This is a genomic window from Methylocystis iwaonis (assembly GCF_027925385.1).
Taxonomy (GTDB): Bacteria; Pseudomonadota; Alphaproteobacteria; order Rhizobiales; family Beijerinckiaceae; genus Methylocystis; species Methylocystis iwaonis.
The window spans coordinates 42,545-66,067 of record NZ_AP027145.1 but is presented as its reverse complement, the minus strand read 5'-3'; the positions used below and the strand labels follow the sequence as shown (position 1 = coordinate 66,067).

The window sequence follows — 23,523 nt, the reverse complement described above, 5'->3', positions numbered from 1 at the left end:
CCGCGGCGGGGCAAGCGAGGACAAGCATGGCTAAAGCCGACGAGGACAACACCGACGGCAGGGCGCTGGCCGAGCCCGCCCCCCATCTCGCGGCGCTCTCGGAAAAGGCCCGCGACTACGCCCGCAACGCCCGCTCCGAGAACACCCAGCGGGCCTATGACGCCGACTGGCGGCACTTCGCCTCCTGGCTGCGCCGGCAGGGGCTCGACCCCCTGCCCCCGGACCCGCAGACCGTCGGCCTCTATCTCGCCGCCTGCGTCGAGGGCGCAGTCTCTGCCGGCGCTCGAAACATCGGCGCTGGAAGCCGGCCGCCGTTGTCTGTTTCCTCGCTGGAGCGCCGGCTCTCCGGCATCTGCTGGCGCTATCGCCAGCTCGGCCGCCTGCTGGACACAAGCGACCCGCATATCGCCACGGTGCTGGCCGGCATCCGCCGGGCTCACGGACGCCCGCCGGTCCAGAAGGAGGCGATCTTCGCCGACGAGCTTCTGGCCATGCTGGCGGTCCTGGACAACGACCTGCGCGGCCTGCGCGACAAGGCCATTCTTGCCATCGGTTTTGCCGGCGGCCTGCGGCGCTCGGAGATCGTCGGCCTGGATTGCGGCCCGGAGCAGACGGAAGACGGAACGGGCTGGATCGAGATCGTCGGCGCCGACCAGAACGGCGGCGGCCTGGTGTTGACCCTCAACGGCAAGACCGGCTGGCGCGAGGTCGAGATCGGCCGCGGCTCATCTCCCCTCACCTGCCCCGTCGCCATGCTCGAGACCTGGCTCAAACTCGGAAGGATCACGCGGGGTCCGGTGTTCCGGCCTCTTCTCCGCAAGAACGCCGGCGTCGCGCCTGAGCGCCTCTCCGACAAACACGTCGCGCGCCTCGTGCAAAAGAGCGCGCTCGCCGCCGGGCTGCGCGGCGATCTCCCGGAAGGGGAGCGCAAGCGAGCCTTCTCCGGTCACTCCTTACGGGCCGGCCTCGCCTCCTCCGCGCAGATCGAGGAAGGCCATGTGCAAAGGCACCTTGGTCACGCCTCCCCTGAAATGACCCGCCGCTACCAGCGCAAACGCGACCGCTTCAGGATCAATCTCACCAAGGCCGCCGGGCTGTGAGCGATTATTGCCCTGCAGGGTTTAGCCGCGGCCGAACGCCGGGCTTGAGCCCCTCCGTTTGGGGGAGAAATCATCGCCTCGGGAAGCGGCCGTCAACGAACCAGAGCGCTGACAGCGGCGGTGTTCGCCAGGTCGATGAAAAACGCCGAGACGAGCGGCGCCATAGATTTTCGTCACCGCCGTCATGTTGGCGATCGCCGTCGGCGTGGCGCCGAGGCTGACGCTGCCAAACCCGGCCGCGATCACCGCAGCTTCGTATGTGCCGCCCATGGCGGGAAAAACAACGAACAGGATGTATAAGATCGCCGCGAGCGTCTGAATGGCCAGGACATCGACAAGCGCGGGACCCAGCCCGCCGAGCGTCCAAAGCTGCATGCTCATCAGCGACATTGAGAGGAAAACGTTCAACGCGAGGTTCGAAATCAACGCGAGACCTCGCGTCCGCGACGGCCATTCGAGACCGGGGAAGAGGCGCGGAACGACGTTGGTGAGCGCGATCGCCGTCAGAAGACACGCCACGAAGAGAGGAAGCTTAATCCCTGCGTGACGCAGGAGGTCATTGAGACCGAAGCCGATCAGGATGGCCACGTTAAGAACCAGAACCGTCCGAAGCAATCCAACGTGATTGATGTCGTCTTCGGGCGCTTCGGGCAGCCCCATGATTGGCTCTGAATCGTTTGGACCGGAGAGCTGATTGCGGACAATGAGAAGTCGGCCGAGAGGCCCACCGACGACGCTGGCCGCGACGAGACCCAGCGTCGCTGACGCGAGCCCGACTTCCATCGCGTTCGAGTGACGATCACCGGCCCCCAGGCGATGACCGTTCCGGGGCCGCCATTGAGCGAGGCAGAGCCAAGCGGGACCGCCATGCCCTGCGGGAGGCCGAGAGCCGTCGCGGTGGTCGCGGCGATCAAGTTCTGTATCAGCAGATACAGAAGAGTTATTGCAAGAAGCGCAGCGAGCGGCCGCCCTCCGTCCAATAGATCGGAGAAACGCGCATGAGGCCGATTCCGGTGAAGAAACAGAGAAGCAGCATATCGCGCGCGCCGATATCGAAGTGAACGTCGAAGGCTAATGCCTCATGGGCGATTAAGGTGGCCGCCGCGACGACGAGACCGCAGAGGCAAGCAATGAGCCGCCTGATGAGCGGCGGGACCGGCGCTGGCGCAGGCTCAGGACAGGCAGTCCCCGAGATCTTGACCGAGGTCCCGCGAGCACTCAGACTCGCGGTCGTGGATGCTATCGTTTTGCATCGCATAAACCTGGCCCGGAACATGCGCCGGTTCTACCGCCTCGATGTCGCGCCGGATCTGTTCGGGCGCTGGTGTTTGGTCGCGGAATGGGGACGGATCGGGGGGGCCAGCCGGCTGCGCATGGCCGCTTTTGACGATAGGGGGCAAGCTATGGAGGCTCTTGCCCGGCAGCGGCGCGTGAAGGAGCGTCGCGGTTATGTGGCCCTGTGATGCGCTGCGGCCGGCGGGCCGGATCGTCCTCAAAGCCGCAGCCTGATGTTCGGCTTTCAAAGATCCGTAAACCCTTCTCCGTCTAATCATAATCTTCGGAAAGGGCGAGGGGTTATCCATGTCAACGGTCACGACCGCCGGGGCGTCACGTCATCAGAAAAATCCTGCGAAGTCTCGGCGCGCCAACGCATCGACGCCACGGCCCGCCACAAAGCCCGCGACCGCGCCTCTCCCGCGCGGAGTCGGCATGAGATACGCCCTCTTCGCCGGAAAGAGCGTCGCCGCCGCGGTGTTCATGTTCGGCACCCTGTGGGCCCTCATTTACACGTTCGCCGCCCCTCGCAGACAATGCGTGCCGCCGGCGAGAAACAGAAAATCATCGCAAGGCAAAAGACAGCGACTGCGGAAAAATTCACTGCGGACGCCAAAGCTTCGCCGGTGAGATTGGATTCCGCGCTGGTTTCCAAAATCGATCTGCCCATCAGAGACGCGCCAAGGGGGGGCCGCGAAGATCCTTGGTCGGGCTGTCTATGGCTCCCGTGTCGAGGTCCTCGGGCAAGACGGCAGATGGGTGCAGGTCCACGCCATTGGCCAAACCGTCGCCGGCTGGGTCGAAAGGGCCGGCCTGAATTTCTAAAGGCGCGGCGCTCACAAACCCGTCTCCATTAGCAACCTTCGTGGTCACCCCGCCGCCTTTCGCAATTTCGCCGATCTGGCGGCCTTGCCGCGCAATAACGCCATGAGCACCGGACCCAGCGAAAACTCCCCTGCCCGCGCCTTGGCCGTCAGTGCGCGCAAATAGCCGCCGGCGGAGGTGATTTCCTCGCCCCGCTGCAGAATTGCGGCGATAACGATCGAGGCGTCATGCTCGCCCATAACCTCGAGCGCCTGCGCCCAGGCGTCGGGCGAGACGCCAAGGGCTGAACGAACCGTCGCAGCGGCCATCGCGAGATCCCGCCACGATGAAATCTCCCCGCCCCTGGCGTAATCGACGATATCCGGACAGGCTTGCAGCACCATCCCAAGCGGATAGGTTCTGGGGGCTGGCGGTGGCCCGGGATGGATGCGCGGTTCGGTTTCCTGCCTCTCAGGTTCCAATGCCCCTCCCCCATCGGCCGCCGCTTCCTTGCCAATTAGCTCGGGCGGTTCGGCCCTGCCTTCTTGAAGGCTAGGTTCAAGATCAGAAATGTTTGAGTTTTGATTCTGTATATGGCGCTCAGTTTGAGACTCATTGGCGCTCTTGTTTTGGCGTTTAACGTGGTTTTCCAGCACACTATTGATTTGGGCCGCGAGCGCGGCGAGTTCCCCCGCCAAAGCCTCCAAATCGGTCCGCGTCATTTTTCGCGCCTGGCGGCTGGCAAGCGCCCGATAATCGCTGTGGCGGGTTTCCCAGTCGCCGGGAACGCCCTCTTCTATTCCCATCTCGATCATCTTCACGATGTCACGCCTCGCCAGGGTGACCCTCTCGCGCAACAAGGCCATGGCGCGGTTTTCGGCGCGCACCTCTTCGGCGAGGTTCTCGATTTCAGTCGCGCGCGCAATGAGCGGCGTCAGGTCGAATCCAAAGGCCTCGTCGATTCCGCCCCCCTGCCCTCTCCGGGCGAAGCGTTTGCCGTTGGGTGAGTCTCGGCGGATGATCAAGCCGGCGTCGACTAGCATGGCGATATGCCGGCGCAAGGTCGCTGGGGCCATGCCGTGGGCGCGGATCGACAATTCCTTATTCGACGGAAATACGACGATCCCCAGGGATACTCCGCTTTCCGAGACCCCCACGCCCTTCTCGGACAGCGTCAGCACCGTCTCCTGATGGAAGCTCAGCAGGGCGTGCAAAACCGATAGCGCCCGGTCGGTGACGCCAAGCGGCGCTTTCGCCTCTGTCAGGGCCCGAAATAGCCGCCATTTGTGGACGACGATTTCCGCCGCGCCGGCACGGCGCATGAAGTCTTTTGCGGTCGCCTGGCTCGCCACCATGGCAAGCGTCAGCGACCGCCGCCCGAAGGGCGTCGTTGAGCAATTTTGTTCCATGCCTCTGCCTCTATGGCTTCAGGCAAAGAAGAACTGCTCGCCGAATCGACGTTCCAACATTGACAAATTTTATGGAGAGGCTTATTCGTATCTTCGCCAAAAGAACACGAAGGCTCTCGAGTTGGTTCGCCGCTTGGGGGCCTTTCTTTTTGCCGTGAGTTCCGTCCTCTACTTCATTGTTCGGGTGATTGCCGTTTTTGATCAGCGGAAGCGCCGATCGTGAACGATGAAGAATCCTTGGCATCTGCCAAGGATTCTTCTCACCATCAAATTACTCTTCACGCTCACTCCCAAAAAACTTGCTCATCAACGAAGGAAGTTCTGCACTCAGAAAAGTGGCAAACGCCTCCGAACGGGACTTTTCGATCGTCAGCCGTATTTCCGACGCCGAAAACGTGGCCCGGCCGACGACTTTCCCTGCAGGAGACGAAAGGTCGAGGCCCCTGCGCGGGCTCTCAGTCCGTATTTTCACGGACTCCAGAGCGGCGCGGAACCGATCGTCGGACACAGAATCCTTGGCAGATGCCAAGGATTCCTTCAGGCGATCCAGCGCGGTCGGGTCTGCGTTGACAGCGTTTCCAAGCGCCACCCAACGAGGTCGGCCGGCCTTTGGCGCTCGGCCAATCGCTAGAATTGTTTCCACGGAAAGGGCCCGGCAAACTGCACGGAATCGGGCTAACTCAGGATCGTCGATCGCGAGGGCAGAGCGGATGTCTCGTGCCTTTATCCCCGCTTCATCCATGCGCCACGCGAAGAGAGCCTTTTCAATCCAACTAAGGTCCTGACGCGCAGAATTCTCAATTCCTTGCGCGATGACCAGTTCCCGGTCGGTAAGGCTGGCGATCACCGCCTTGACGGTTATGCCGAGTTCCTTGGCTGCCCGCCAACGTCGATGGCCGTAAACCACTTGGTACCGGTCAGGGGCGACAGGATGCGGCCGCACTCCGATCGGAACCTTCTGTCCTTCGTCGGAGATAAGCTTTTTGAACTCCTCAAAATCATGATTATCATCTTCCGGCAGACGATCGGGGTAGGGCGAAGGATCGACCAACGAAGGGTCGAGTTCTCGTATGCCGCCAGCCTCGAGTTGGGCCCGAAGCCTGTCCCGCTCCTCCCGAATATCAGTCAAAGTGCGCTGAGTGGCACCGATCACGCCTGCGCCGACACGCGAAACAGGTTGTGGCGTTTGTCCAAGCCGGGGTGAACCAGCCTTAGTTTCGTCATCTGGCTGTTCGGTCAGTCCCGCAGAGAGAGCGCTGAAATTCGAGATAATAGACTTTCTAGGAGAATGTTTGCTCATTGCCGCCCCCAGCTCTCGGCGATCAGAGCCCGGATACTATCGTTGACAGAATCCATGGACTCTCGCGCCCGGAGAAACGTGTCGCGCCCAATTTCACCGGATTCCAGTTCATAAAGGCTACGTTTTGCAAGGCCGGCTGCCTCAATGGCGGTGCTCTCTATCGCCGTCGGCATCAATACTTCATCCGCGAAGAGCAGGCGCAACATCGACACTATTTGCGCTTGAGGCTGATCATTTGGGTCATGTCGCGTGATGAGATAACGGAAAAAGTCCTGATTCAGAGTTGCCCCTGCCTCCTTAATGACTCCAATCAAGTCACTCATCATCAATAGGAACTGGCTCATGGAGGCGACGTCGAGCATAGCGGGGTGGACCGTGACCACCAGTCCCGTTGCCGCGTAAATCGCGCCCAGGGTCAAGAATCCCAATGACGGCGGGGTATCCAGGATAACTACGTCATAATCGACGTCTGCTTCAGCAATTGCCAACCGAAGGCGCTCGAAGAACAACCCTCCAGAAGAACTGCGCTGCGCCAAAATACGCGGAATCTCGTGTTCGTATTCCATAACCTCAATATTTCCCGGGATAAGATCCACCCCCGTGAAATAGGTCTTCCGAATGATATCCCGGATCGGGCGCCGAAGGTCATCATGGCGTAACGCGGCATAGATCGTCTCGTTGTCGCCGACATCCATTTCAGGCTGGGCGCCAAACATCGCAGATAATGACGCCTGTGGGTCGAGATCGATTGCTAAAACACGATACCCGTGGAGACCAAGATAATGAGCCAAGTGCAGACTTGTGGTCGTCTTGGCACTTCCACCCTTGAAATTCGCGATGGCCAAGACCTGAAGATGTTCGCCCGGACGTCGACGGGGCAGAAACCGCAACGCCTCCAATGGCTTCTGTTCGGCAAAGAGGCGACGTAGCTCATTTATTTGCGTGAGCGTGTAAGCCCTATGATTATTCTCGAGACGAGCCGGTATTGGCCCTTTGCCTTCAATTGACATTGTCTTCAGTGTGGAACCGGGAATTGATGTGAGCTTCGACACCTCGTTGGTCATAAAGTTGCGGAGGCTTTTTTCGGCATGCGGTGGGTACATTCTCTGCCGTAGAGCCTGCATTTGGTTAGAGAGCACGCCGGCGTGGCGGACAATCCTCTCCGCAGGATCTTCCCGTGCTGCAAGACGTCTCGCGACTTCAACCATCGTCGTTCTCGGCCCTAATTGACGGGTGGAAGGCGCTTTGACGCCCTCCGCCCGTCAGGGAATAGGCCACGATTCTCTCTGTAGGTCCAGCGATATTGGGTTAACAAGATATTAACGCCACCCCGCCGAGATTAAGGCTCAGCTGGCTGCGGGTTTTTGTTTCGGCGGCTTGGGAGATATGAACGGAAAGCAGCAACTCGGGGAAATACTGCGTTAGGAAGGAGATTGCGCAATGAACCTCAATTTCATCGCCAGCCGGACGTGCAGAAATCTGATTCAGTGCACGCATGCCTTGAGGACTTACGCACCGGCTTCGGCCCATTGCTTGTAGGTGCCCCAGGCTCCCGACATGTAGCCGCCAGCATCGGCGGCGGTCCAGAGGGTCAGGATGTTGACGCCGCGATAGCGGCTCTTCGAGGCGATATTGACGGGACGCATGATGTTGCCGGCCGACCGGTGCCAGGGCAGGCGGAATTCGCCTGCGCCGGACTCGATCGCGGCAATGATCTGATTGGTGATGTGCTGGTGAATGTCGAAGCGTTCGGGCTTCATGGCAGTTCCCCTTGTTTCGCGGGCCGCGGGAGTGCGGCCTCATGGGGGCAGGGGAGCCGGGACCAGTGAGACGAGGGATCAAACGCCGCGCCTTAAGGCGCGCCGCCAAGCGGGGCGGAGCTGCACGGAGCAAAGCGAAGGAAGCGAGCCGCGTTGATCGTGAGACGGCCCCGGTCAACGTCCCCAGATGAGAGGCCGCTTGCGGGCCGCGCAGGGCGGGGGGGGGCCGGTGAGGGGCAAACGGCACCTAGAAAAGGCTTGGCGGGCGTCAACGGCGTGCCAAACACCTCCGTAAAAATCACTCCGATGCTTTTGTGGTTTGCGGTCCGGCAGGGTGCGAACTGGGAGGCGCGAGCTCGCGCAGGAAAGCGGCCGCGCCTTCGTCCATCTCGTCCTCAAGCTGCGAGCGTTTGATTAGGTACAGCAGTGGCATGACAAGCGGGCTGTTGGCCCTCTTTGTGTAGATCGCGTTTTGAAGCTCGCGCGATCTTTGACGGCAACTGCGGGCGTCGCATTCTCCGGACCGCGCCAGCGTCCATAATTTCTTGGCCTCCTTCATGAGGTGGTCTAGGCCATCGGCTGTGTCGCGCTGGCGGTATGATTCACGCGCGGCCCATGCCAGGATGGGGGTGGCGGGTGCCATACTGAGCACCCATTCCGTCATCGGCAGGTTCTGGACGAGACCGGAAATGAACAGACTACCAACGAGAATCACAGCAATGATTATGATGATGGTACTGAAGCTCCGGCGGAGTTCACGATCATAACGAAGATTTGTTCGCTGGCAGATGATGCGCGCAAGATGCAAAGGCGCGCGACCGACCTTCTCAGGGTACCAGCCCCGCAATCTTGTATCGTCGTGCCACGTCGCATAAGCCCGCGCCGCAGCGTGAATGTGCTCAGCCTCAACCTTATCTCCGACGGTGAGGTCATCCCACGGCAAGTCCAACACTGCGCAGTCGAATTGTTCCGCGATTTTCGCGGCCATCTTTATCCGCAGCATGTACAGCCGGTTGAGTATTATGGGGTCGATCACAACAGCCGCCAATGAAACAGCCGCCACGTACCCTCGAAACTCCGGTCGAAAAACTGCGAACACAGCCCCCGCGACCGGTATCACTAAGGTGAGCAGGAGTTGGGCAACCATCAGCCAAGTCGCGCCCTTATAAACGTGCGTACGAGCGCGTAGAAGCTTAATCTGTGCCTCTTCATTCTGAAGTGTTGGAATGCTATTCATGATGACGGGGCCTCAGCCGTAAGTTGGAAAATATCCTTTGAGCAGCGCTGCCCACTTGGTGAACGCTTCCTCGATACGACCGGCCGCAGCTAACTGCTCTGCCTCCCGGGCTTGGGCGTGCGCCCAGTCCAGCCGACCGATCAGATTTTGCATTGCGGCCTCGCTGCTGACGTGCGCGCCAACGTCGTCGCTGTAGCCAGCCGGATCGGGGAGCTTGACCCTTATCATGGCCCGCGCCGCGTCGAAGACGTACCGGAGGCCGCTTGGGAAACTGTCAATCCTGACGCCTTTCAACGCGGTAAGTGCAATAGTCTCGAGATGAAATGACTTAAATAGCGCGCGGCTCTTGTTCCAGCTCTTTAACATCTTAAGCAATGGCACGAGATCGCCGTTGTGCGCCTTATTGGCTGCCGTCCAGATCACCACGTGCTCTTTCGGATCGGTTCTAATCCAACGCTGGAGTTCTGTGTCGGGGATCAAATAGCCGCCCCCCTCGGCGTAGAAGCCAGGTACCACGTCCACCTTGAAGTCAGTAAACGTGACGGTCACCGCGTGACCGTCTGGGCGAATTTTAGGAGTCCTAGTGTAGGTTTTAAGCAAGCTGCTACGGACAATTTCGAGCAGCTGTTGTTGCCCGTTTGCCGAATAATATCTGGGATCAAGAACAACGAAAATGTCGATGTCTGCTTCCGCCAGTGGGGCGATCATAGTATTCCGTCGGTATGATCCGGTCAGAAAGGTGTCGAGAACGCTCAAGTCCTTCTCTAGCGCCTCCCTTATTTTCGTCTGTCTTGTCGAGACAGTTTGCTCCTGAAGATCGGTGATCTCGAGCCTACTGCGCAGCAAACGAAACGCTTCATCAATCGTCTTTGCCATTCTCAATAACCCCCAGACCACTTATGCTGCGGTCCGTTGTCCTGAATCCCCCGCCTCAGGCGCACATCAATCCTCATAGATGGCGCTCGAAGTCCATGCGTTGATGCAGAATGCGCACAATATCGACGCCAGATGGCGTCATTCGATAAAACAGCACATGCGAGGCGGCGGGATACTTCCAATAGCCGGCGCGCACCTCGTCGCAGGGTCGGCCAAGGCGAGGCTTATCAGCGAGAACTTCGACCGCCGCCTTTATTTTGCGAAGGTAGACCTCGGCCTAGTCAACGTTCCAGTGCTCGACTGTATAGTCCCAAATTTCCTCGATATCGGCCTGAGCCCTTGGTGAGAGCGTAAAACGCCTCATGGATGCGTGGCGTCGTCCGCACGCTTGCGCGCGATGAACGCCTCGAAATCGAAGGGCGTGGACGCGCCGCTTGTCTCGCCCTCGATCAGCGCTGCGCGCAGTGCAGCGAGCTTCGTTTCTTGTTCTTCCAAGAGCCGGAGGCCGGCGCGGACAACGTCGCTCGCGGAGCCGTAGCGTCCGGCGGCGACCTGCGCTTCGACGAACGAAGCGAAGTGATCGCCGATGACGAAAGATGTGTTCTTGGCCATCGTGGCACCTCCTGAGGACAATATACCAATATTTGGTACTGGCCGCAACCAGGGCATAAGCTGAACATATAAGGACGTTATGTTGCTCAAATGGCAATGAGCCAGCTGCCCGTTTTCCTCGCCCCGAAGCCACTCCCGGTCGCCGATGTGGCCTTCGTCGTGTCCAAGGTCATCGCCGACGACCACGCCGCCCGGCGGTTCTTGGAGTTCTTCGCCGCCACCATCCGCAACAAGAACACCCGCCTGGCCCATTACCGCTGATATGCAGATGAAGAGCAGGAATGGTTGCCACACGTTCCGCGTCACGTGCATCACCGCCTATCTCGAAGCCGGCGGCATGCTTGAGAGCGCGCAAGCAATGGCGGCGCATGAAAGTCCAAGGACAACAAAACTCTATGACCGCACGGGCGATGAGATTACTCTTGATTAGGTGGAGCGGTTTTCGATTTGATTTCACTTTCCCTGGACGAGCAAAATGAGAAGAGTCTTTTCGAATGGCCCGTCCAAAGATTACGTGATCAAGCCATTTCAAGCCATGGCGCAGAAGGCTTCACGAATTCACGTCGCCGCTCCATACGTGACAAAAACCGATGATTTGGTCGAAGCGGCACGCGCTGGAAAATTCGTTGATCTCCTGGTTGGGCTTAATGCAAGCACAAGCCCTCAAGCTCTTACTGCCGCTCAAGGAATTCCCAATTTAGCCGTTCGATATTTGACTCGTCGCTTTCATGCAAAAATTTACATGTTCGACGACACTGCGATGGTAGGTTCGTCGAACCTGACTGATGGCGGGCTGATGTCGAACCGTGAGGCAACAATTTGCTTTGATCAGCCAGAGGACGGCAATGCTATCGAGGAACTCCGATCCTTGTTTCTCGAACTTTGGGATTCGGCTCTTGTTCTAACGCCAGAAAAACTTAGGGAATTTACGACAGCCTACGCTTCCATAAAACGATCCGGTCCCGACCCTGATGTTCTAATCGAGCAAGCGGTTGGCAAAGCTGAGCCGGTCAATATCAATGTGGCAAGTGCCGCAAAAAGCCGACAGGCGTCTGTTCCTGGAAGAGCTCCGCAGACAGGTATACGAGCAATACCGGCCTGCCTTCACCGAAGTGACCAGCCTCCTTCAGGAAGGCAACTTCCGGCGCGCCGAGCTTGAAGATGTGGGGGTAGCGAACGAGTCGAATAGGTTCCAACTGGGTTCGTCTGACCTATGCTCCGGGGGATGAGTCGTGGCAATCGGCTCCCCTCCGCCCCGAGAAGGAACGTCGAGCAGAAATTCTCCGACTCGGAGCAGAATGGACGACGACGGATCAAACCAAGATCCCTACCGATTATATTGATTGGCTGCGGACGGTCCTGCATGTGTTCGGCGAGCAAGAGTCGATCGAGGCAGCGTCGAAGGATCAGCTGACAACGGGTCTTACCTCACTGCATGCCTTCTCAGAGCAACAGAGGTTTGTGAAAGGTGGAGCAGCTAATCTCCCGAACGCCTTTTGGAGCGCGAACAATCAGGATGTGGAGAAAGTAAGGACGACGCTGAAATATCTCATTCATGGTGCTGGGGATTTCATCGAGCGCCTGCACGACGTGCTCTATAACCCATGCATGAAGCTTGGCTATTTTGGAAGGTTCTGTGCATTGGAGCTTTACGGGACGATCAAGCCAGAAGAATGCCTCCCAATGAATGGCCGCATGGCCAAGGCGCTCCGATATCTGGGGTGCGACGTCAGGGGAGCCTAATCGCAACCGGGAGATCCGGTCATCCATGATAAAGGACGTTGTCATGCGTGAAACAATACTACGGCAAGAGACAGTGCTATCGTCGTCTTTGACGCGATTATCGCTACACGATGCCGCCTTTCAGCCGTCGTAAGGAAATCGCGCATGACCGAGCCCGCAAGAGGCCTCCATGCCGCCATTGACGCTTTTTATCACGAAATTGATTGGGCTTCTGCTTCTCATTTTTTCGTTCGCAATGGCAATAAACAAACGCGTCATGCTCGCCGCCATCGACGAACTTGTGCGTAGTCGCGGCCTGGCTTGATTGGCGCCTCGTTCAATCTCGCTGGCGGACTGGCGATCGTGCTTGGTCATAATATCTGGCACGGTGGCGCACTGCCAGTTGTCATTACATTGATTGGCTGGTTTGTCACGTTGCGAGGCGGGATCTGGTCAGTTTTACCTCAAGAAAAACTTGTCAAATTTTACGAGGCAATGCATTTCGAGCGGAAATATTTCCTCGCTATGGCAAGGGCGCGCTCGGCGTCTATCTGACGATCGGAGGCTTTTCGGGATGAGCAAGACGGCCCCTGATGACCATTTGCGGAAATATCAATAACACAGAATAATACCATATATAGCTTGGCCCGCCTTAGCAGTTACGCCGGATAGGCGATAAGGATGGCGCCGGCCGCAATCACAGCGACGCCAGTCCAATTGGGAATGGTCGGGCGCTCCCCAGGGATGAGCATCCCGAAGATGGTGACCAGGACGACGCTGAGCTTATCGATCGGTGCGACTTGCGCCGCCTTGCCGATCTTGAGAGCGCGGAAGTAGCAGACCCACGACGCGCCGGTCGCCAGACCCGAGAGAACCAAAAACAGGTAACGCGACCCCAAACCGAATCGAGTTGCTTAAGAGAAGATGGCGCGGGCACGCGAATCCGAGCGGTCGAGTCTTCAATATGAACCAGCCAGATTAGCGATGCTTGGTAAGCGTCGATTCGGCGGCGTTCACTCTGCGGGCTTGAAATTCCACGGCATCAGCGCCTCGATGTCCTTATTGGGCCATCGGTTGGCGATTCGCTCCAGAGTCTGTTTCGCCCAGGCTTGAGAGTCGACGCCGTTCATCTTGCAGGTTTGCAGCATGGTTGCGATGGACGCCCATGTCCGCCCGCCGCCGGCAGAACCGGCAAAAAGTGAGTTTTTTCTCGTGATTGTTTGGGGCCTAATGGCTCGCTCGACTATGTTGGAGTCGATTTCCACGCGGCCATCCTCAAGGAAGCGCTCGAGAACCGTTCGATGCGATCGGGCATAACGGATCGCTTCCGCCAATTTCGATTTGCCGGAGATGCGTGGCAGTTCGCGCTCCCAGAGATCGAACAACGCGCGCACGATATCGGCCGACGTCGCCTTTCGCGCCGCCAGGCGCGCCTCTGGCGGCTGACCGCGCACCTTGTCCTCGACGGCCCACAGATGCTTCATCCGTTCGACCGTCGCCGTCGCGACGAGCGACTCGCCGTTGACGTGAAGGTCGAAGAATCGGCGGCGCAGATGAGCCCAGCATCCGGCCAGGCGCAGACCGTTGGCCTGCGGGGCGCTTGAGAGCTTGCGATATCCCGCGTAGCCGTCGCATTGCAGGATGCCACGATAATCGCCTAAATGGCGCGCCGCGCAATCACCCGATCGACTGTCTTCGTAGCGGTAAGCGACCATTGGCGGTCCGGCCCCTCCAAATGGCCGATCATCCCGCGCATATGCCCACAACCACGAGGTCTTGGTCTTTCCGGCGCCGGGGTTCAACGTGGGGAGCGTTGTCTCGTCGGCGAAAATCCTCTCGGCCTCGCGGATGCGCGCGAGCACGTAGGCCGCCAGCGGCTCGAAGTGGTAACCGACAGCTCCCATCCACTGGGCCATCAGCGAACGGCTGAGTTCGACGCTGTCGCGCGCGTAGATCGCCTCCTGGCGGTAAAGCGGCAGGCCGTCGGCGTATTTTGACACCGCGACGTGCGCGAGCAGCGCCTCCGTCGGCAGGCCGGCTTCGACGATGTGTTCGGGCGCCGGCGCCTGCACGATCGCGACGGGCTCCTTGTAGACGTATTTGGGCCGGATCGTCACGATCAGCCGGAAACGCGCCCGCACGACGTCGAGCCTGACGCTCTCCTCCTGGCCGATCCTGACCCGCTCCTTGCCTTCGAAGCCAGGCGGAACCTCCGGCTCCAGGATCACCTCGACCCGCTCCAGATGCGAGGGGAACCGCGGCTTGTCGGGAGATGTCTTGCGCGGCTTGGCGTCCGCCTTCGCCGCCAGCCGCGTCGCGATCGCCGCGAGACCGGTTTCGACCTCCTCGAAGACAAAACTCTGTTGCTCGGCCTCGTCGGCGCCGAGCTTTTCGGAACGTTTGCCGAAGCGGTCGCGACGCAGGGTCATGATGATCGAGGTCAGCCGATCGATCTCGGCTTTCGCAGCCGCGTTCGTCTGCGTGAGGTCCTCAACCTTCGCCGTCAGGCTCAGAGTCTGGGAACGAAGAGCCTCGGCGTCAATCTTGTTGGAACGAGCTTGCGTCTCTAAAAGAGCAGCGCGCGCCAACGCGTCGAGCGCCAGCGCCTTAAGTTGATCAACGTCGTCTGGAAGTACGCCGAAGCGCTCTATCATGCCTCGCATGATACCGCTTTCGTCGCGCGAAGTACAATATTCTCTTGGCGTTTCAGAGATTCAAGCGCAGCTTTCTCGCATTAGCCGCCGCTTTGCGGCGCCGGCACATCCACCGCGCGAACGCGCTTCCAATCCAGCCCTTCGACCAGCGCCATGACTTGCGCGTAACTCAGACGAATCTCGTGGCTTCCCGCCATGGGCCAGCAAAAATGCGAACGTTCAAGACGCTTTGCGAATAGACAAAGACCCGACCCGTCCCACCAGACGATCTTGATCCGGTCCGCTCTTTTCGCCCGAAAAACATACAAAGAGCCGTCAAAGGGATCGGCCCCGGCATCCCGAACCAGAGAAACGAGTCCTTCCGGACCCTTGCGGAAATCCACCGCCGCCGCCCGCAACAGAACCCTTGCGCCGGGCGGGATCATGCTTCGCGCACCGCGCGCAGTAGACGGCAAAGGTCGGCTTCCGAAATGTCCGCGCTCACCCGCACCAACGCTCCGCCAGTCTCGATCTCGACCCGATGCGTCTTGGCCGCCCGCGTTTCCGCCGGCGTCTGGCGCTCAATTCTCTCCATCCGCAAAACCGCAGTCCGCCGCCATGCGAAAAGTTGCGACGGCGTAATATTCAACGAACGCGCCAGCGCCGAGATGTTCGTGCCCGGCTCCAGAGCCGCTGCTATGGCTCGATGCTTGAACTCGTCGGACCAGCGCCGGCGTTCTCCAACCGGCGCGCCTTCGAGACGTTCGGCTCTGACCTCTATGAACTGGTTCGGGTTAGTTCTGCGCATAGGCGTAGACACAGATGTTGCTATCCATGTCCGACCATTACCAAACGCGCGCCCCGCGCAGCTAGAATGGCGCCGGGAGGACGCTTACGATGCTTGGCATCAACATGCCGCCAGTTTGGATGGCCGTTGAAGACAATACTGCCGGGTATGATATTCAATCTTTCGACATGGGTGCAGAAGGTCCGGTCGTTCGACTGATCGAGGTGAAATCAACGATCGCTTCGCCACTCAGTTTTTTCTTATCTCGCAATTGAGTGGGAAACGGCGAAAAAATATGGAGCCGCCTATCATTTCCATGTTCGGGACCTCCAGGGGCCACGCCTCCACGAACGAACTGTAAAGGATATTGCACCGCATATCCTTACGGATAATGAGCAAGGATCCTGGACAAACGTCCACATCCCCGTCGTACAGACCGCACGCTAACAAAGCCGCAAAATGATGTTTTTCGGCGGATTAAAAGGCCGCGCCAGCGCTCGAATGGCTAGGGCTTTATTATTTCGATTCGGCTCCGCCTGAGTTCTGCGGCGAAGAATCCCCTGCCAATTCGCTTTCTTGACCGATCAAGACCTTCGGGAGTGTTCCCATGCCGCCCGCAGAAGGAACGAGATTGCGCAGCGGCAGTATATTGTGCTTCCTTGGGGCAATTGCGCAAAAGTCCCATAGGAGCGGATTGCCAGACATGGCCGATCGAATCATCGGGCGGTACACGCTAGATAGAAAAATCCTGCGAGGCAATCCCGCCCGTGGAGTGCCTGATCTTTGGCAGGCGCATGATGCCGGTGACGTGTACTACTTGAAACTCTGGCCGAAACGAGCTGATGAAAGTAGCGCCATCCGCGCCCTATGGAACCGTGAAGTTCGAGGTTTGATGCGATTGCAGGGTTACCCGGGGGCAGGGGAATTTTTCGTTAAGCTTCGAGATTTGGACCTAGACGACAAGTATTATTACGCCGTTTTGGATGGCGGTAGGCGCATGCTGTTGTCAGAGGTGCTGGCCAACCGAATAAAGTATCCTTGGCTCTCAAACCTATCAGAAGTTGGGCGCAAACGCCCCCTTTGGGAGGGTCTTCTCCGAGTCGCTGAGGCCATCTCAATCCTTCATGCCGAGGGCACCCTCCACCGTTCGATTTGCAGTTCCGCCGTCTTTGTCGGGCCTGAAGGCCATGGTGACTTCAGGCTTAGTGGTTTTGAATGGTCTCTGCGTTTTGCGGGCCTCGAGGGGGCTGCGTCCGACGTAGCTCAGCACGGAGCCTTGTTAGCCCCCGAACTTGCAGGTGCCGAAGGGGAATACTCGCCTGGCACTGATTGGTTTGATTTTGGCGTCGTAGCGGCCGAAATATTTGGAGTGCCAGTTGCCGGGCTGAAAAAAATCCCAGCGGTCCAAGAAGCGATAAAGAGACACTCGCCGTTTCGGGAGCGAGAACGTAGGTTCGTTTCGTCGCTATTGGAGCCTGACCCCGAACAGCGGCTCTCAAATAGCGATGAGGTTTTGCAGGAAATTCGCAATATAATTCGGGACTTGAATGTCGCGACGGCCAGTATGGGGCGGGATCTCGTTTTGGCAATTCGTTTATCCGATTCGAATTTATCACAGCTTGTTCAGAAAGCTTCCGAAGGGGCAGCGCCCCTAACTGATCCGGTTAAACAGCGGGAGTGGATTAAATACGACTTGCGCGGCGACGTTCGGGTGATAGCAAGATTATCTCCATTCAATCATTTTATTATCAAGGGTGAAAAGCTTGAATATCAAGTGAAGCAATGGTCTGTTGGAAGTATGAATACATGGGATATTGGATTTTGTGAGGCGATTGAGAGCTTACCAAGAGTGACTGCTGACGATCAGCATTTTAGTATAGGAGAACGTAAAATTGACGTTCAGCTTTATCCGAGTGTGAGGAAGCATGAGCGGTCAATAAGAGACAGGAGCGCTCAGTGGAATAGGGTATTTCCCTTCAGGACAGAAAAGGCTAAGCTTCCATATAATCTCCGGGATATATGGGATTTCTTTAGGATTACCCAGCAATTGGATACTGTGCTGACAGTGGCTCAGATATGTCCGGTGAAGGTGATTGATGTACATCGGTCTAGTAGCGACACCTGGGTTCAGGTAACGCCAATAGAGGAGGCTGAGCGGTCTGAGTTAGCTGCTTACTTGAAGCTGCCGTCTCCAGCGGAGCAGCTCAGGGATTGGTTTGGGGTCGGAGCCGAACCAGTTGCAGCGGACGACGATGATGACCCAAAAAGTGACCGGTATTCGTTTCTAGATCGCAGAACGATTGGTAGCGATCCTTCTGCGACGCTGTGGCGTTTCGTGCAGGCAACTCCACATAAATCTGGGCCTCGTTACAGCTTCCGGGCTCAAGGTGCGCTACCCGTGCGGGAAGGTCGGCTGTACCTCGCTCGCAATCATGATGGCACGCTTGCGCAAATTCGTCGAAGGCATAAGGCAATCGAAGGCATGCGATCGCATGAGGCCTTGCTCCGAATGCTAGCGGCACCTCGGGAGGTCTCCCGTGTTAGTCTAGATACCTTGCCAAACGGAACATCCAATATCGAAATTGACCCGTCGAAAATGGACGCGCTTGAAGCCCTGTGGAAGACTCAACCGAGCTTCGCAATTCAGGGCCCGCCGGGAACTGGCAAGACAACGCTAATTAAAGCGTTTGCTGATCGACTTTTTACTATAGACCACAGCGCGCAAATATTAGTCACGGCACACTCCCACCACACTGTTGACGACGTGCGTCATAAACTGGCCGGGCTGTTCTCTTCGCAAATTGGTCACGAAAGACCGATCTTGCTCCGAATAGGTGCTAATGCAAAAACGGAGCACGATGTCGAGGCTGTCACAGTAAGCCTGTTAAAAGACTTGAGCGAGAGCGAGATAGTCCGCAGAGCTCCGGCTTACCTGAAAGCAAGAATCAGGGCGGCGACCGAAACGAACGTAGAGCGTGGGAGTGATGCCGATGTTGATGTCAGAACTTTGCAGGCACTTGTACAAGACGCAGCGAATGTCACTTTTTCAACCTCCAATGCGGGCGACTTAGCTGATCTAGCAGCCAGAGGTCGCCGCTTCGATTGGTCGATAATCGAAGAAGCTGGAAAGGCGCATGGTTTCGATATGGCGATCGCGCTGCAAGAGAGCCACCGCCTTCTTCTTTTAGGCGATCATCACCAGCTGCCGCCGTTTAATGCGATCGTTTTTAAAACCCTGCTCGGTGAGCCACTCCGTATTCGGAAGGCAATTCAGACGGGGGCGCAATTCGCTCCGGGTTTGATCGATCCGTCGCTTGTTGAAGAAGAAGATGGAAGGGAGCCGTTCGAAGAACGATGCAACCAATGGCGACGCATGGTTACGCTTTTCGCGGCGATTTTTGAGAACAGCGTCGCGGAGGACGGCCAACTTGGCCCGGCGGCGACTTTGACTGACCAACACAGAATGCACCCCGACATCGCAGAGTTGGTTGGCAAGGTTTTTTATCCCGATGCATTTGGCGGAACTATTCTACGGTCCCCGCAAGAAACCTACGATAAATTCAACGCTACGCCACCTTTCAGGATAACAGAAGGATCGTGGCTTCCCGATGCCCGGGTCGTTTGGTGTGACGTGCCTTGGGTACAAAAAGAGGAATTTTCCGAAGGGGAAATTGAGGGTCTCTTTGTGTCGAAAGCTGAGGTGGAGATGGTTGTGAAAGTGCTGAGCCAGCTCAAGCCAGATGCAGACAAAGCCTGCGAGATACAGATTTTATCCCCCTACAATAATCAGCTCGATGAAATTCGGACCGCAGTCAACCAAGCAAAATCGAAGGGGCTGCTACCGGATATGTTCAGAGAACCGTTCGACTTATCGAAAGAGAAAAGAATTGGGGCAACCGTTGATGAATTTCAGGGTTCCGAGGCAGATGTCGTGATTGTAAGTTTAGTTCGAAACAATGCCTTGGTTCCTTGGAAAAGCGTGGGCTTTTTGAAGGAAGCGAATCGCATGAACGTTTTGCTGAGTCGAGCGCGGCAAAAATTATGTATCATTGGGAGCTGGGATTTTTTTCAAACACGGTGCAACGAATACACGTCTGCGGATGATGAGCATGCATACATAGGTCGGATGATGAAGACAATGCGCGAAGCGGTGAGAGCTGGGCGCTTGGCTAAAGTGAGTCATGTAAGTTGAAAATTGTTTATCTCCCCCTGTATAGAATGGCGGTGAGCTACACCGTCAGTTTTGGCAGGCGATGGAGCCTCCTTGAGCACTTGCTACTCGTCGAGGTAGCAAATGGTCGGCGCTCAGTGCGGGACTTATCTCACATCTCTGGCGTACCTGAGCGGTTAGTTATTGAAGCACTCATTAATCTTATGCGTGCAAGCTGGGTTGAAGTTCGCTCGACGGATGCTGGGGTGTTTTTCACGGCCACTGGAGCGGGGCGTCGACGTGCTAACGAAGAAAACCTGCCCGTAACTTTGCAACGTGACGTCAAATGGTTATCTGTTTGCGTCGATCGACTGACAGGAGCATGGCTGCGAGCCGATGAATTAGACTTGGTATACGAGCGGGACCTCCCAGAAGACCCTGAGTGCCTCGATCCGATATTACATACATATAATCCTGATGATCCGAGTTTGCGTGATCTGTTTTACTTGAATTTGGACGAAAGCCTCGAGCCTTCAGCTCCTCAATTTCGGAATCCATCGAAGCCCTATGCACGTATTGGTGTCGCCTTTGGAGCACTCGAGACAGGCTTGCCGCCTAGCGCACCGCTTCGCCTCAAAGAGGCGCTGATTACTGCTGCCGAGGGCGCTCCCGAAGCAATCACAAAGGCAGGGCGATCATTTGCAACCGCTGCTTCCGGTGGCTTGCGCGACGACATACAGGAAGACGATCTAATCGTCGGAGGAGCCGAGCATTTTGAGATGCTCAAGTCGATTCTCGACTCTGCTAAAAGTCACGTGATCATTCACTCTTGTTTCGTCAATCCAGCAACAATAAAGGTTTTAGCCCCTTATTTAGAGAGAGCCGCCAGGCGAAAAGTGCAAATCGAGCTATTGTGGGGGTTACACGTCGACCCTGAGGAGCCTGCTCGACGAAAGCCAATTTCGGACAGCGAAGCAATATTGGCTGCTTTGCCGCCGAGCATTCGGTCTCGCGTTCAATTGGCCCCTCACTCGTCAGGATCGCACGCAAAGATAATTATATACAACGATCGAGAAACGGATCGTTGGCTAAGTATAGTAGGTAGTTGCAATTATTTGTCCACCGAATTCGATTGGGTGGATGCTTCAGTTCGATCCCGCAACCAACAGTTAGCGACACAACTGCTTGGTCGGCTAATCGCAGCGCAATTGCCAGCTTCGGGGAGTTGGAGCCCGGTGGCAAAACGCCTGAACCGGCTGTGGACGGACCTTCGCCATAAAACACAGGGAATTGAGGAAGAAGGCTGCTGTAGTTTAACGCTGATGGAAGACAATGATCACTACGCATGCGTGACACGTGCAAGAGACGTTGCACGAAAACAGATCACCATCGGTTGCGATTTATATGGCCTATCGGCGGAAACATCTGTCCTTGTTCCGATGGCGCGAGCCGCTGAGCTGGGTTGCAAAGTATGGCTGGCATACAATCGATTAAGTCGAAGGCTCAGTGACGAGGGGTTAGGCCCCGATCGCGCAGAAATCGAGGCGCGGGGGATCAATATTGAGGAAGTCACTCGTTTTCATGCCAAGTTCCTTTCATGGGACGAAGAATCGCTCGCTATCACAAGTTTTAATTGGCTAGCTACTGTAGTTGATGGCAGTCGTGCTCGTGGAGCTGAGTTTGGCCTGCTGATCGAAGGAGATGGAATGACCAAAATTTTCATGGAAAAAATGCTAAAATCCATGCAGGGGCGCGATATCCCATCCTTTCTAAAACTTTTCCAGTCTCAGTAGACCTGCAGGGACACAGGTTAATTCAGACACGACTTTTTTTCAAACATGGATGCCGAGCGTATTCGCGGTATCCGCCCAGCGCTTTGATAGAGCAGGGTTCATTTTTTTGAAAACGCTTGAGGAAAGAGAGATTCCCGCCTGAGCTTTCCCAGTCTCGTACCTAAGCAGATATTCTATTACACGAGCCCTATATTCTTTAGACCAGCCCGCGTTTGAGGACTGTATGAGGCTATAGGTGTCATCGTAAATGCGTTCAACCCGGGCTCTGAGCCACTCCATTCTTACCCATTTTGATAAAATCTGTTCGCTAAACACCACTTGCGCTGCAGCACTGACGATCGACAAATCTGCTTTTCGATTCAATGCCAATAGTAGCCATATTGTCCCGTATGTGATAGACATCACCCTCTCCCATGTCAGCATTTTTTGTAGTATTTCTTTACTAAAAAGGGTGTTCTCTAACAGTGAAGCTGCTAGTCTTTTCAGAGGCTCACTCTCAACATTATTATAATATTCTTTTGACGTCTCAGGGATAAGTGGCAGCTCAAAAGCATGAGACATCAAATCCGACATACGTTTAGTCTGAGCCCGAGTTGACCAATGCAGTCGGACAGCTAAACCAATCAGAAAGAGCAGAAGAACGGAGACCGCAAACAGCGCCTGAACCAAATTGTTCAATTCTAGGCTCTTATCTTTTTCAACGACTAAAGTTGCAACCGAAAGGATTGCGGCGAGGTAAAACAAAATGTCCCCGGACTTTTCGGCAATTTGTAGCGGTTTGTAATACTCAACGCCTATCGGATCTGATTTGCTCATCGCTATCCTCGCAGAGATTGAACGCTCAATTTGTGACGAAAGTTGAGTCTAGGCTTATGATCAATATCGATGACAAGCGATGACTCTGCTCATGGCGCTTCGTTGATTCGTAGTTGGCCCTTTTCTTGGATGCGAAGCAGCGAGTATTTCACCGCTTCTGATTTCGGCCCCAGACCTAAGCGCATTGAAGGTTCTCCTAGCGGGATGTTAGACGCGTGAAGAGGGTTGAAAAAGGGGGAGCATCGACAAACTACACCGGCTCAAGCTGCTGCTTAGATGAAGTGTGTCTGGAATTTTCTGTAAGGACAGCGAGCCGATGGCACCTTCTGGCCGATCAGCGCCGCTATAACCGGCCAATCGGTCAGCGAATTAGCCGCCATGTCAACCTTTGTATGCGCCGAGCGCAGCAGGCTGATGTCCACGTGCTCGAGGTTTTCGGCCGGCGCGTAGTGGTTTGCGACCACCCCGGCGCTGGCCGCGGGAGCAAACACGGGAAGGAGACCGAGCGCCGCAAGCGCCCACCAATTCATTTCCACGCTAGCAATGCCATTTCCGGTCTTCTCCACGCCGCATCGCTCGTATAAGAACGAATACAGAACAACAGAGGCCCTGTCCATGCCCCGAAAACCCAACCGACGGTCGGATCGCTTCGTAGATCGCGAGCGTCTCTTGGCGGCGATCGGCACCTGCCGGGAGAAAGTGACGCGCGAGCAGTCACGCATGGAAGTTTGCGGCCCTCTCTATCACTCATCATCGACCGTCGTCGCAGCGATCGACGGCCTTGCGCTGATGCTCACCGGAAGGCGGAACTACTTCCATTTGACGGGGCACGGGGTGCGTGAGGGCGTGGGGAATATCGCCACAGGGAGGGACCCGATGCTCGCAGCCGGCAATATGTTCGCCAACATACCGGAGCATCTGACCGAGGAGGAGGTCACGATCCTGGCCGAGTTCCCCGGCGCGCGGATCGAACGCATCGTCTCGACTGGCCAAGCGAGCCCGCCTGGCTTTTGGTACGACCAAGAGCAGACCGAGTGGGTCATCCTGCTGAGCGGCTCAGCAGGACTTGTGTTCGAGGGGGAGGATGCTCCGCGCATTTTGCGTCCGGGGGACTATGTCGAAATCCCTGCGCACCTCCGGCATCGGATCGAATGGACCGATGTAGCCGAGCCGACGGTTTGGCTGGCGGTGCATGCCAACGCCCAACTGGGCGCCTCCTCAACTGCGTAAATCGAAGAAAGCTAGAAGC

At 56.9% G+C, this 23,523-nt stretch carries 23 protein-coding genes and 3 pseudogenes; 11 read left to right on the top strand and 15 right to left on the bottom strand.

The window, feature by feature from the left end; genetic code table 11:
• Nucleotides 1-26 precede the first annotated feature (26 nt).
• Nucleotides 27-1,100 (top strand): tyrosine-type recombinase/integrase, encoded by a 1,074-nt coding sequence (locus tag QMG84_RS20655; RefSeq protein ID WP_281932730.1) that lies wholly within the window; start codon nucleotides 27-29, stop codon nucleotides 1,098-1,100.
• 92 nt (nucleotides 1,101-1,192) lie between these two features.
• On the opposite strand, the pseudogene QMG84_RS20650 reads toward QMG84_RS20655, so the two are convergent.
• A pseudogene (locus QMG84_RS20650) lies at nucleotides 1,193-2,217 on the bottom strand (sodium/glutamate symporter); the annotation flags it as partial.
• 13 nt (nucleotides 2,218-2,230) lie between these two features.
• Here QMG84_RS20650 and QMG84_RS21535 point away from each other — a divergent pair.
• Both QMG84_RS21535 and QMG84_RS21530 read left to right on the top strand, forming a co-directional pair.
• Nucleotides 2,231-2,563, top strand: a complete 333-nt coding sequence (locus tag QMG84_RS21535) for a WGR domain-containing protein (protein WP_434086003.1) — start codon at nucleotides 2,231-2,233, stop codon at nucleotides 2,561-2,563.
• Between the two features lie 448 nt (nucleotides 2,564-3,011).
• Complete coding sequence (locus QMG84_RS21530) at nucleotides 3,012-3,200, top strand: SH3 domain-containing protein (protein ID WP_350356542.1); 189 nt, start codon at nucleotides 3,012-3,014, stop codon at nucleotides 3,198-3,200.
• A 44-nt stretch (nucleotides 3,201-3,244) separates the two neighbouring features.
• Here the strand turns inward: QMG84_RS21530 and repC are convergent, their stop codons facing one another.
• The 8 genes and pseudogenes from repC to QMG84_RS20605 all read right to left on the bottom strand — a co-directional run bounded on the left by repC (nucleotide 3,245) and on the right by QMG84_RS20605 (nucleotide 10,373).
• Complete coding sequence (gene repC, locus QMG84_RS20640) at nucleotides 3,245-4,588, bottom strand: plasmid replication protein RepC (protein WP_281932728.1); 1,344 nt, start codon at nucleotides 4,586-4,588, stop codon at nucleotides 3,245-3,247.
• 271 nt (nucleotides 4,589-4,859) lie between these two features.
• A complete protein-coding gene (gene repB / locus QMG84_RS20635) occupies nucleotides 4,860-5,888 on the bottom strand; it encodes a plasmid partitioning protein RepB (RefSeq protein ID WP_281932727.1) in 1,029 nt (342 codons plus the stop codon).
• Complete coding sequence (gene repA / locus QMG84_RS20630; protein ID WP_281932726.1) at nucleotides 5,885-7,096, bottom strand: plasmid partitioning protein RepA; 1,212 nt, start codon at nucleotides 7,094-7,096, stop codon at nucleotides 5,885-5,887. The genes repB and repA overlap by 4 nt, the downstream gene beginning before the upstream one ends.
• 300 nt (nucleotides 7,097-7,396) lie before the next feature.
• Nucleotides 7,397-7,648 carry an ArdC-like ssDNA-binding domain-containing protein gene (locus QMG84_RS20625; protein WP_281932725.1) on the bottom strand — a complete coding sequence of 84 codons (252 nt, stop codon included), beginning with the start codon at nucleotides 7,646-7,648 and terminating at the stop codon, nucleotides 7,397-7,399.
• A 298-nt stretch (nucleotides 7,649-7,946) separates the two neighbouring features.
• Complete coding sequence (locus tag QMG84_RS20620; protein ID WP_281932724.1) at nucleotides 7,947-8,885, bottom strand: S-4TM family putative pore-forming effector; 939 nt, start codon at nucleotides 8,883-8,885, stop codon at nucleotides 7,947-7,949.
• 12 nt (nucleotides 8,886-8,897) lie between these two features.
• Nucleotides 8,898-9,761 (bottom strand): CBASS oligonucleotide cyclase, encoded by an 864-nt coding sequence (locus QMG84_RS20615; protein ID WP_281932723.1) that lies wholly within the window; start codon nucleotides 9,759-9,761, stop codon nucleotides 8,898-8,900.
• Between the two features lie 73 nt (nucleotides 9,762-9,834).
• Nucleotides 9,835-10,125 (bottom strand): annotated as a pseudogene (locus tag QMG84_RS20610) (type II toxin-antitoxin system RelE/ParE family toxin).
• Nucleotides 10,122-10,373, bottom strand: a complete 252-nt coding sequence (locus QMG84_RS20605) for a type II toxin-antitoxin system ParD family antitoxin (protein ID WP_281932722.1) — start codon at nucleotides 10,371-10,373, stop codon at nucleotides 10,122-10,124. The pseudogene QMG84_RS20610 and the gene QMG84_RS20605 overlap by 4 nt, the downstream one beginning before the upstream one ends.
• Before the next feature lie 96 nt (nucleotides 10,374-10,469).
• Here QMG84_RS20605 and QMG84_RS20600 point away from each other — a divergent pair, with 96 nt between their 5' ends.
• The 4 genes from QMG84_RS20600 (at nucleotide 10,470) to QMG84_RS20580 (ending at nucleotide 12,650) form a co-directional block, all read left to right on the top strand.
• Nucleotides 10,470-10,634, top strand: coding sequence for a hypothetical protein (locus QMG84_RS20600; protein ID WP_281932721.1), 165 nt, complete (start codon nucleotides 10,470-10,472; stop codon nucleotides 10,632-10,634).
• Nucleotides 10,635-10,848: 214 nt separating this feature from the next.
• Nucleotides 10,849-11,532, top strand: a complete 684-nt coding sequence (locus tag QMG84_RS20590) for a phospholipase D-like domain-containing protein (protein ID WP_281932720.1) — start codon at nucleotides 10,849-10,851, stop codon at nucleotides 11,530-11,532.
• A gap of 206 nt (nucleotides 11,533-11,738) precedes the next feature.
• Nucleotides 11,739-12,116, top strand: a complete 378-nt coding sequence (locus tag QMG84_RS20585; protein ID WP_281932719.1) for a hypothetical protein — start codon at nucleotides 11,739-11,741, stop codon at nucleotides 12,114-12,116.
• A gap of 300 nt (nucleotides 12,117-12,416) precedes the next feature.
• Entirely contained in the window at nucleotides 12,417-12,650 is a 234-nt protein-coding gene (locus QMG84_RS20580) for a hypothetical protein (protein WP_281932718.1), read from the top strand.
• A gap of 104 nt (nucleotides 12,651-12,754) precedes the next feature.
• Here QMG84_RS20580 and QMG84_RS20575 read toward each other — a convergent pair.
• The 4 genes and pseudogenes from QMG84_RS20575 to QMG84_RS20560 form a co-directional block, all read right to left on the bottom strand.
• A pseudogene (locus QMG84_RS20575) lies at nucleotides 12,755-12,991 on the bottom strand (EamA family transporter); the annotation flags it as partial.
• Nucleotides 12,992-13,108: 117 nt separating this feature from the next.
• Nucleotides 13,109-14,749 carry an IS66 family transposase gene (tnpC, locus tag QMG84_RS20570; protein WP_281932789.1) on the bottom strand — a complete coding sequence of 547 codons (1,641 nt, stop codon included), beginning with the start codon at nucleotides 14,747-14,749 and terminating at the stop codon, nucleotides 13,109-13,111.
• 80 nt (nucleotides 14,750-14,829) lie between these two features.
• Nucleotides 14,830-15,174 carry an IS66 family insertion sequence element accessory protein TnpB gene (gene tnpB / locus QMG84_RS20565; RefSeq protein ID WP_281932717.1) on the bottom strand — a complete coding sequence of 115 codons (345 nt, stop codon included), beginning with the start codon at nucleotides 15,172-15,174 and terminating at the stop codon, nucleotides 14,830-14,832.
• On the bottom strand, nucleotides 15,171-15,536 hold the full coding sequence (locus QMG84_RS20560) for a transposase (protein ID WP_281932716.1): 366 nt from the start codon (nucleotides 15,534-15,536) through the stop codon (nucleotides 15,171-15,173). Before QMG84_RS20560 ends, tnpB begins: the two co-directional genes overlap by 4 nt.
• An 89-nt stretch (nucleotides 15,537-15,625) precedes the next feature.
• On the opposite strand from QMG84_RS20560, the gene QMG84_RS20555 reads away from it, so the two are divergent.
• From QMG84_RS20555 to QMG84_RS20545, 3 genes are all read left to right on the top strand, one after another.
• Nucleotides 15,626-15,790, top strand: a complete 165-nt coding sequence (locus QMG84_RS20555) for a protein NO VEIN domain-containing protein (RefSeq protein ID WP_281932715.1) — start codon at nucleotides 15,626-15,628, stop codon at nucleotides 15,788-15,790.
• Nucleotides 15,791-16,287: 497 nt separating this feature from the next.
• The gene (locus tag QMG84_RS20550; RefSeq protein ID WP_281932714.1) at nucleotides 16,288-19,707 is read left to right on the top strand and encodes an AAA domain-containing protein; all 3,420 of its coding nucleotides are present in this window, start codon (nucleotides 16,288-16,290) and stop codon (nucleotides 19,705-19,707) included.
• A gap of 26 nt (nucleotides 19,708-19,733) precedes the next feature.
• Nucleotides 19,734-21,458 carry a phospholipase D-like domain-containing protein gene (locus QMG84_RS20545; protein WP_434086005.1) on the top strand — a complete coding sequence of 575 codons (1,725 nt, stop codon included), beginning with the start codon at nucleotides 19,734-19,736 and terminating at the stop codon, nucleotides 21,456-21,458.
• Nucleotides 21,459-21,497: 39 nt separating this feature from the next.
• Here QMG84_RS20545 and QMG84_RS20540 read toward each other — a convergent pair whose 3' ends face one another.
• Both QMG84_RS20540 and QMG84_RS20535 read right to left on the bottom strand, forming a co-directional pair.
• Nucleotides 21,498-22,274: a hypothetical protein gene (locus QMG84_RS20540; protein WP_281932712.1), complete on the bottom strand. Its 777-nt coding sequence runs from the start codon at nucleotides 22,272-22,274 to the stop codon at nucleotides 21,498-21,500.
• Nucleotides 22,275-22,546: 272 nt separating this feature from the next.
• Entirely contained in the window at nucleotides 22,547-22,840 is a 294-nt protein-coding gene (locus tag QMG84_RS20535; protein ID WP_281932711.1) for a phospholipase D-like domain-containing protein, read from the bottom strand.
• Between the two features lie 49 nt (nucleotides 22,841-22,889).
• Here QMG84_RS20535 and QMG84_RS21525 point away from each other — a divergent pair, with 49 nt between their 5' ends.
• Nucleotides 22,890-23,504, top strand: a complete 615-nt coding sequence (locus tag QMG84_RS21525; RefSeq protein WP_350356537.1) for a cupin domain-containing protein — start codon at nucleotides 22,890-22,892, stop codon at nucleotides 23,502-23,504.
• Nucleotides 23,505-23,523: the final 19 nt, after the last annotated feature.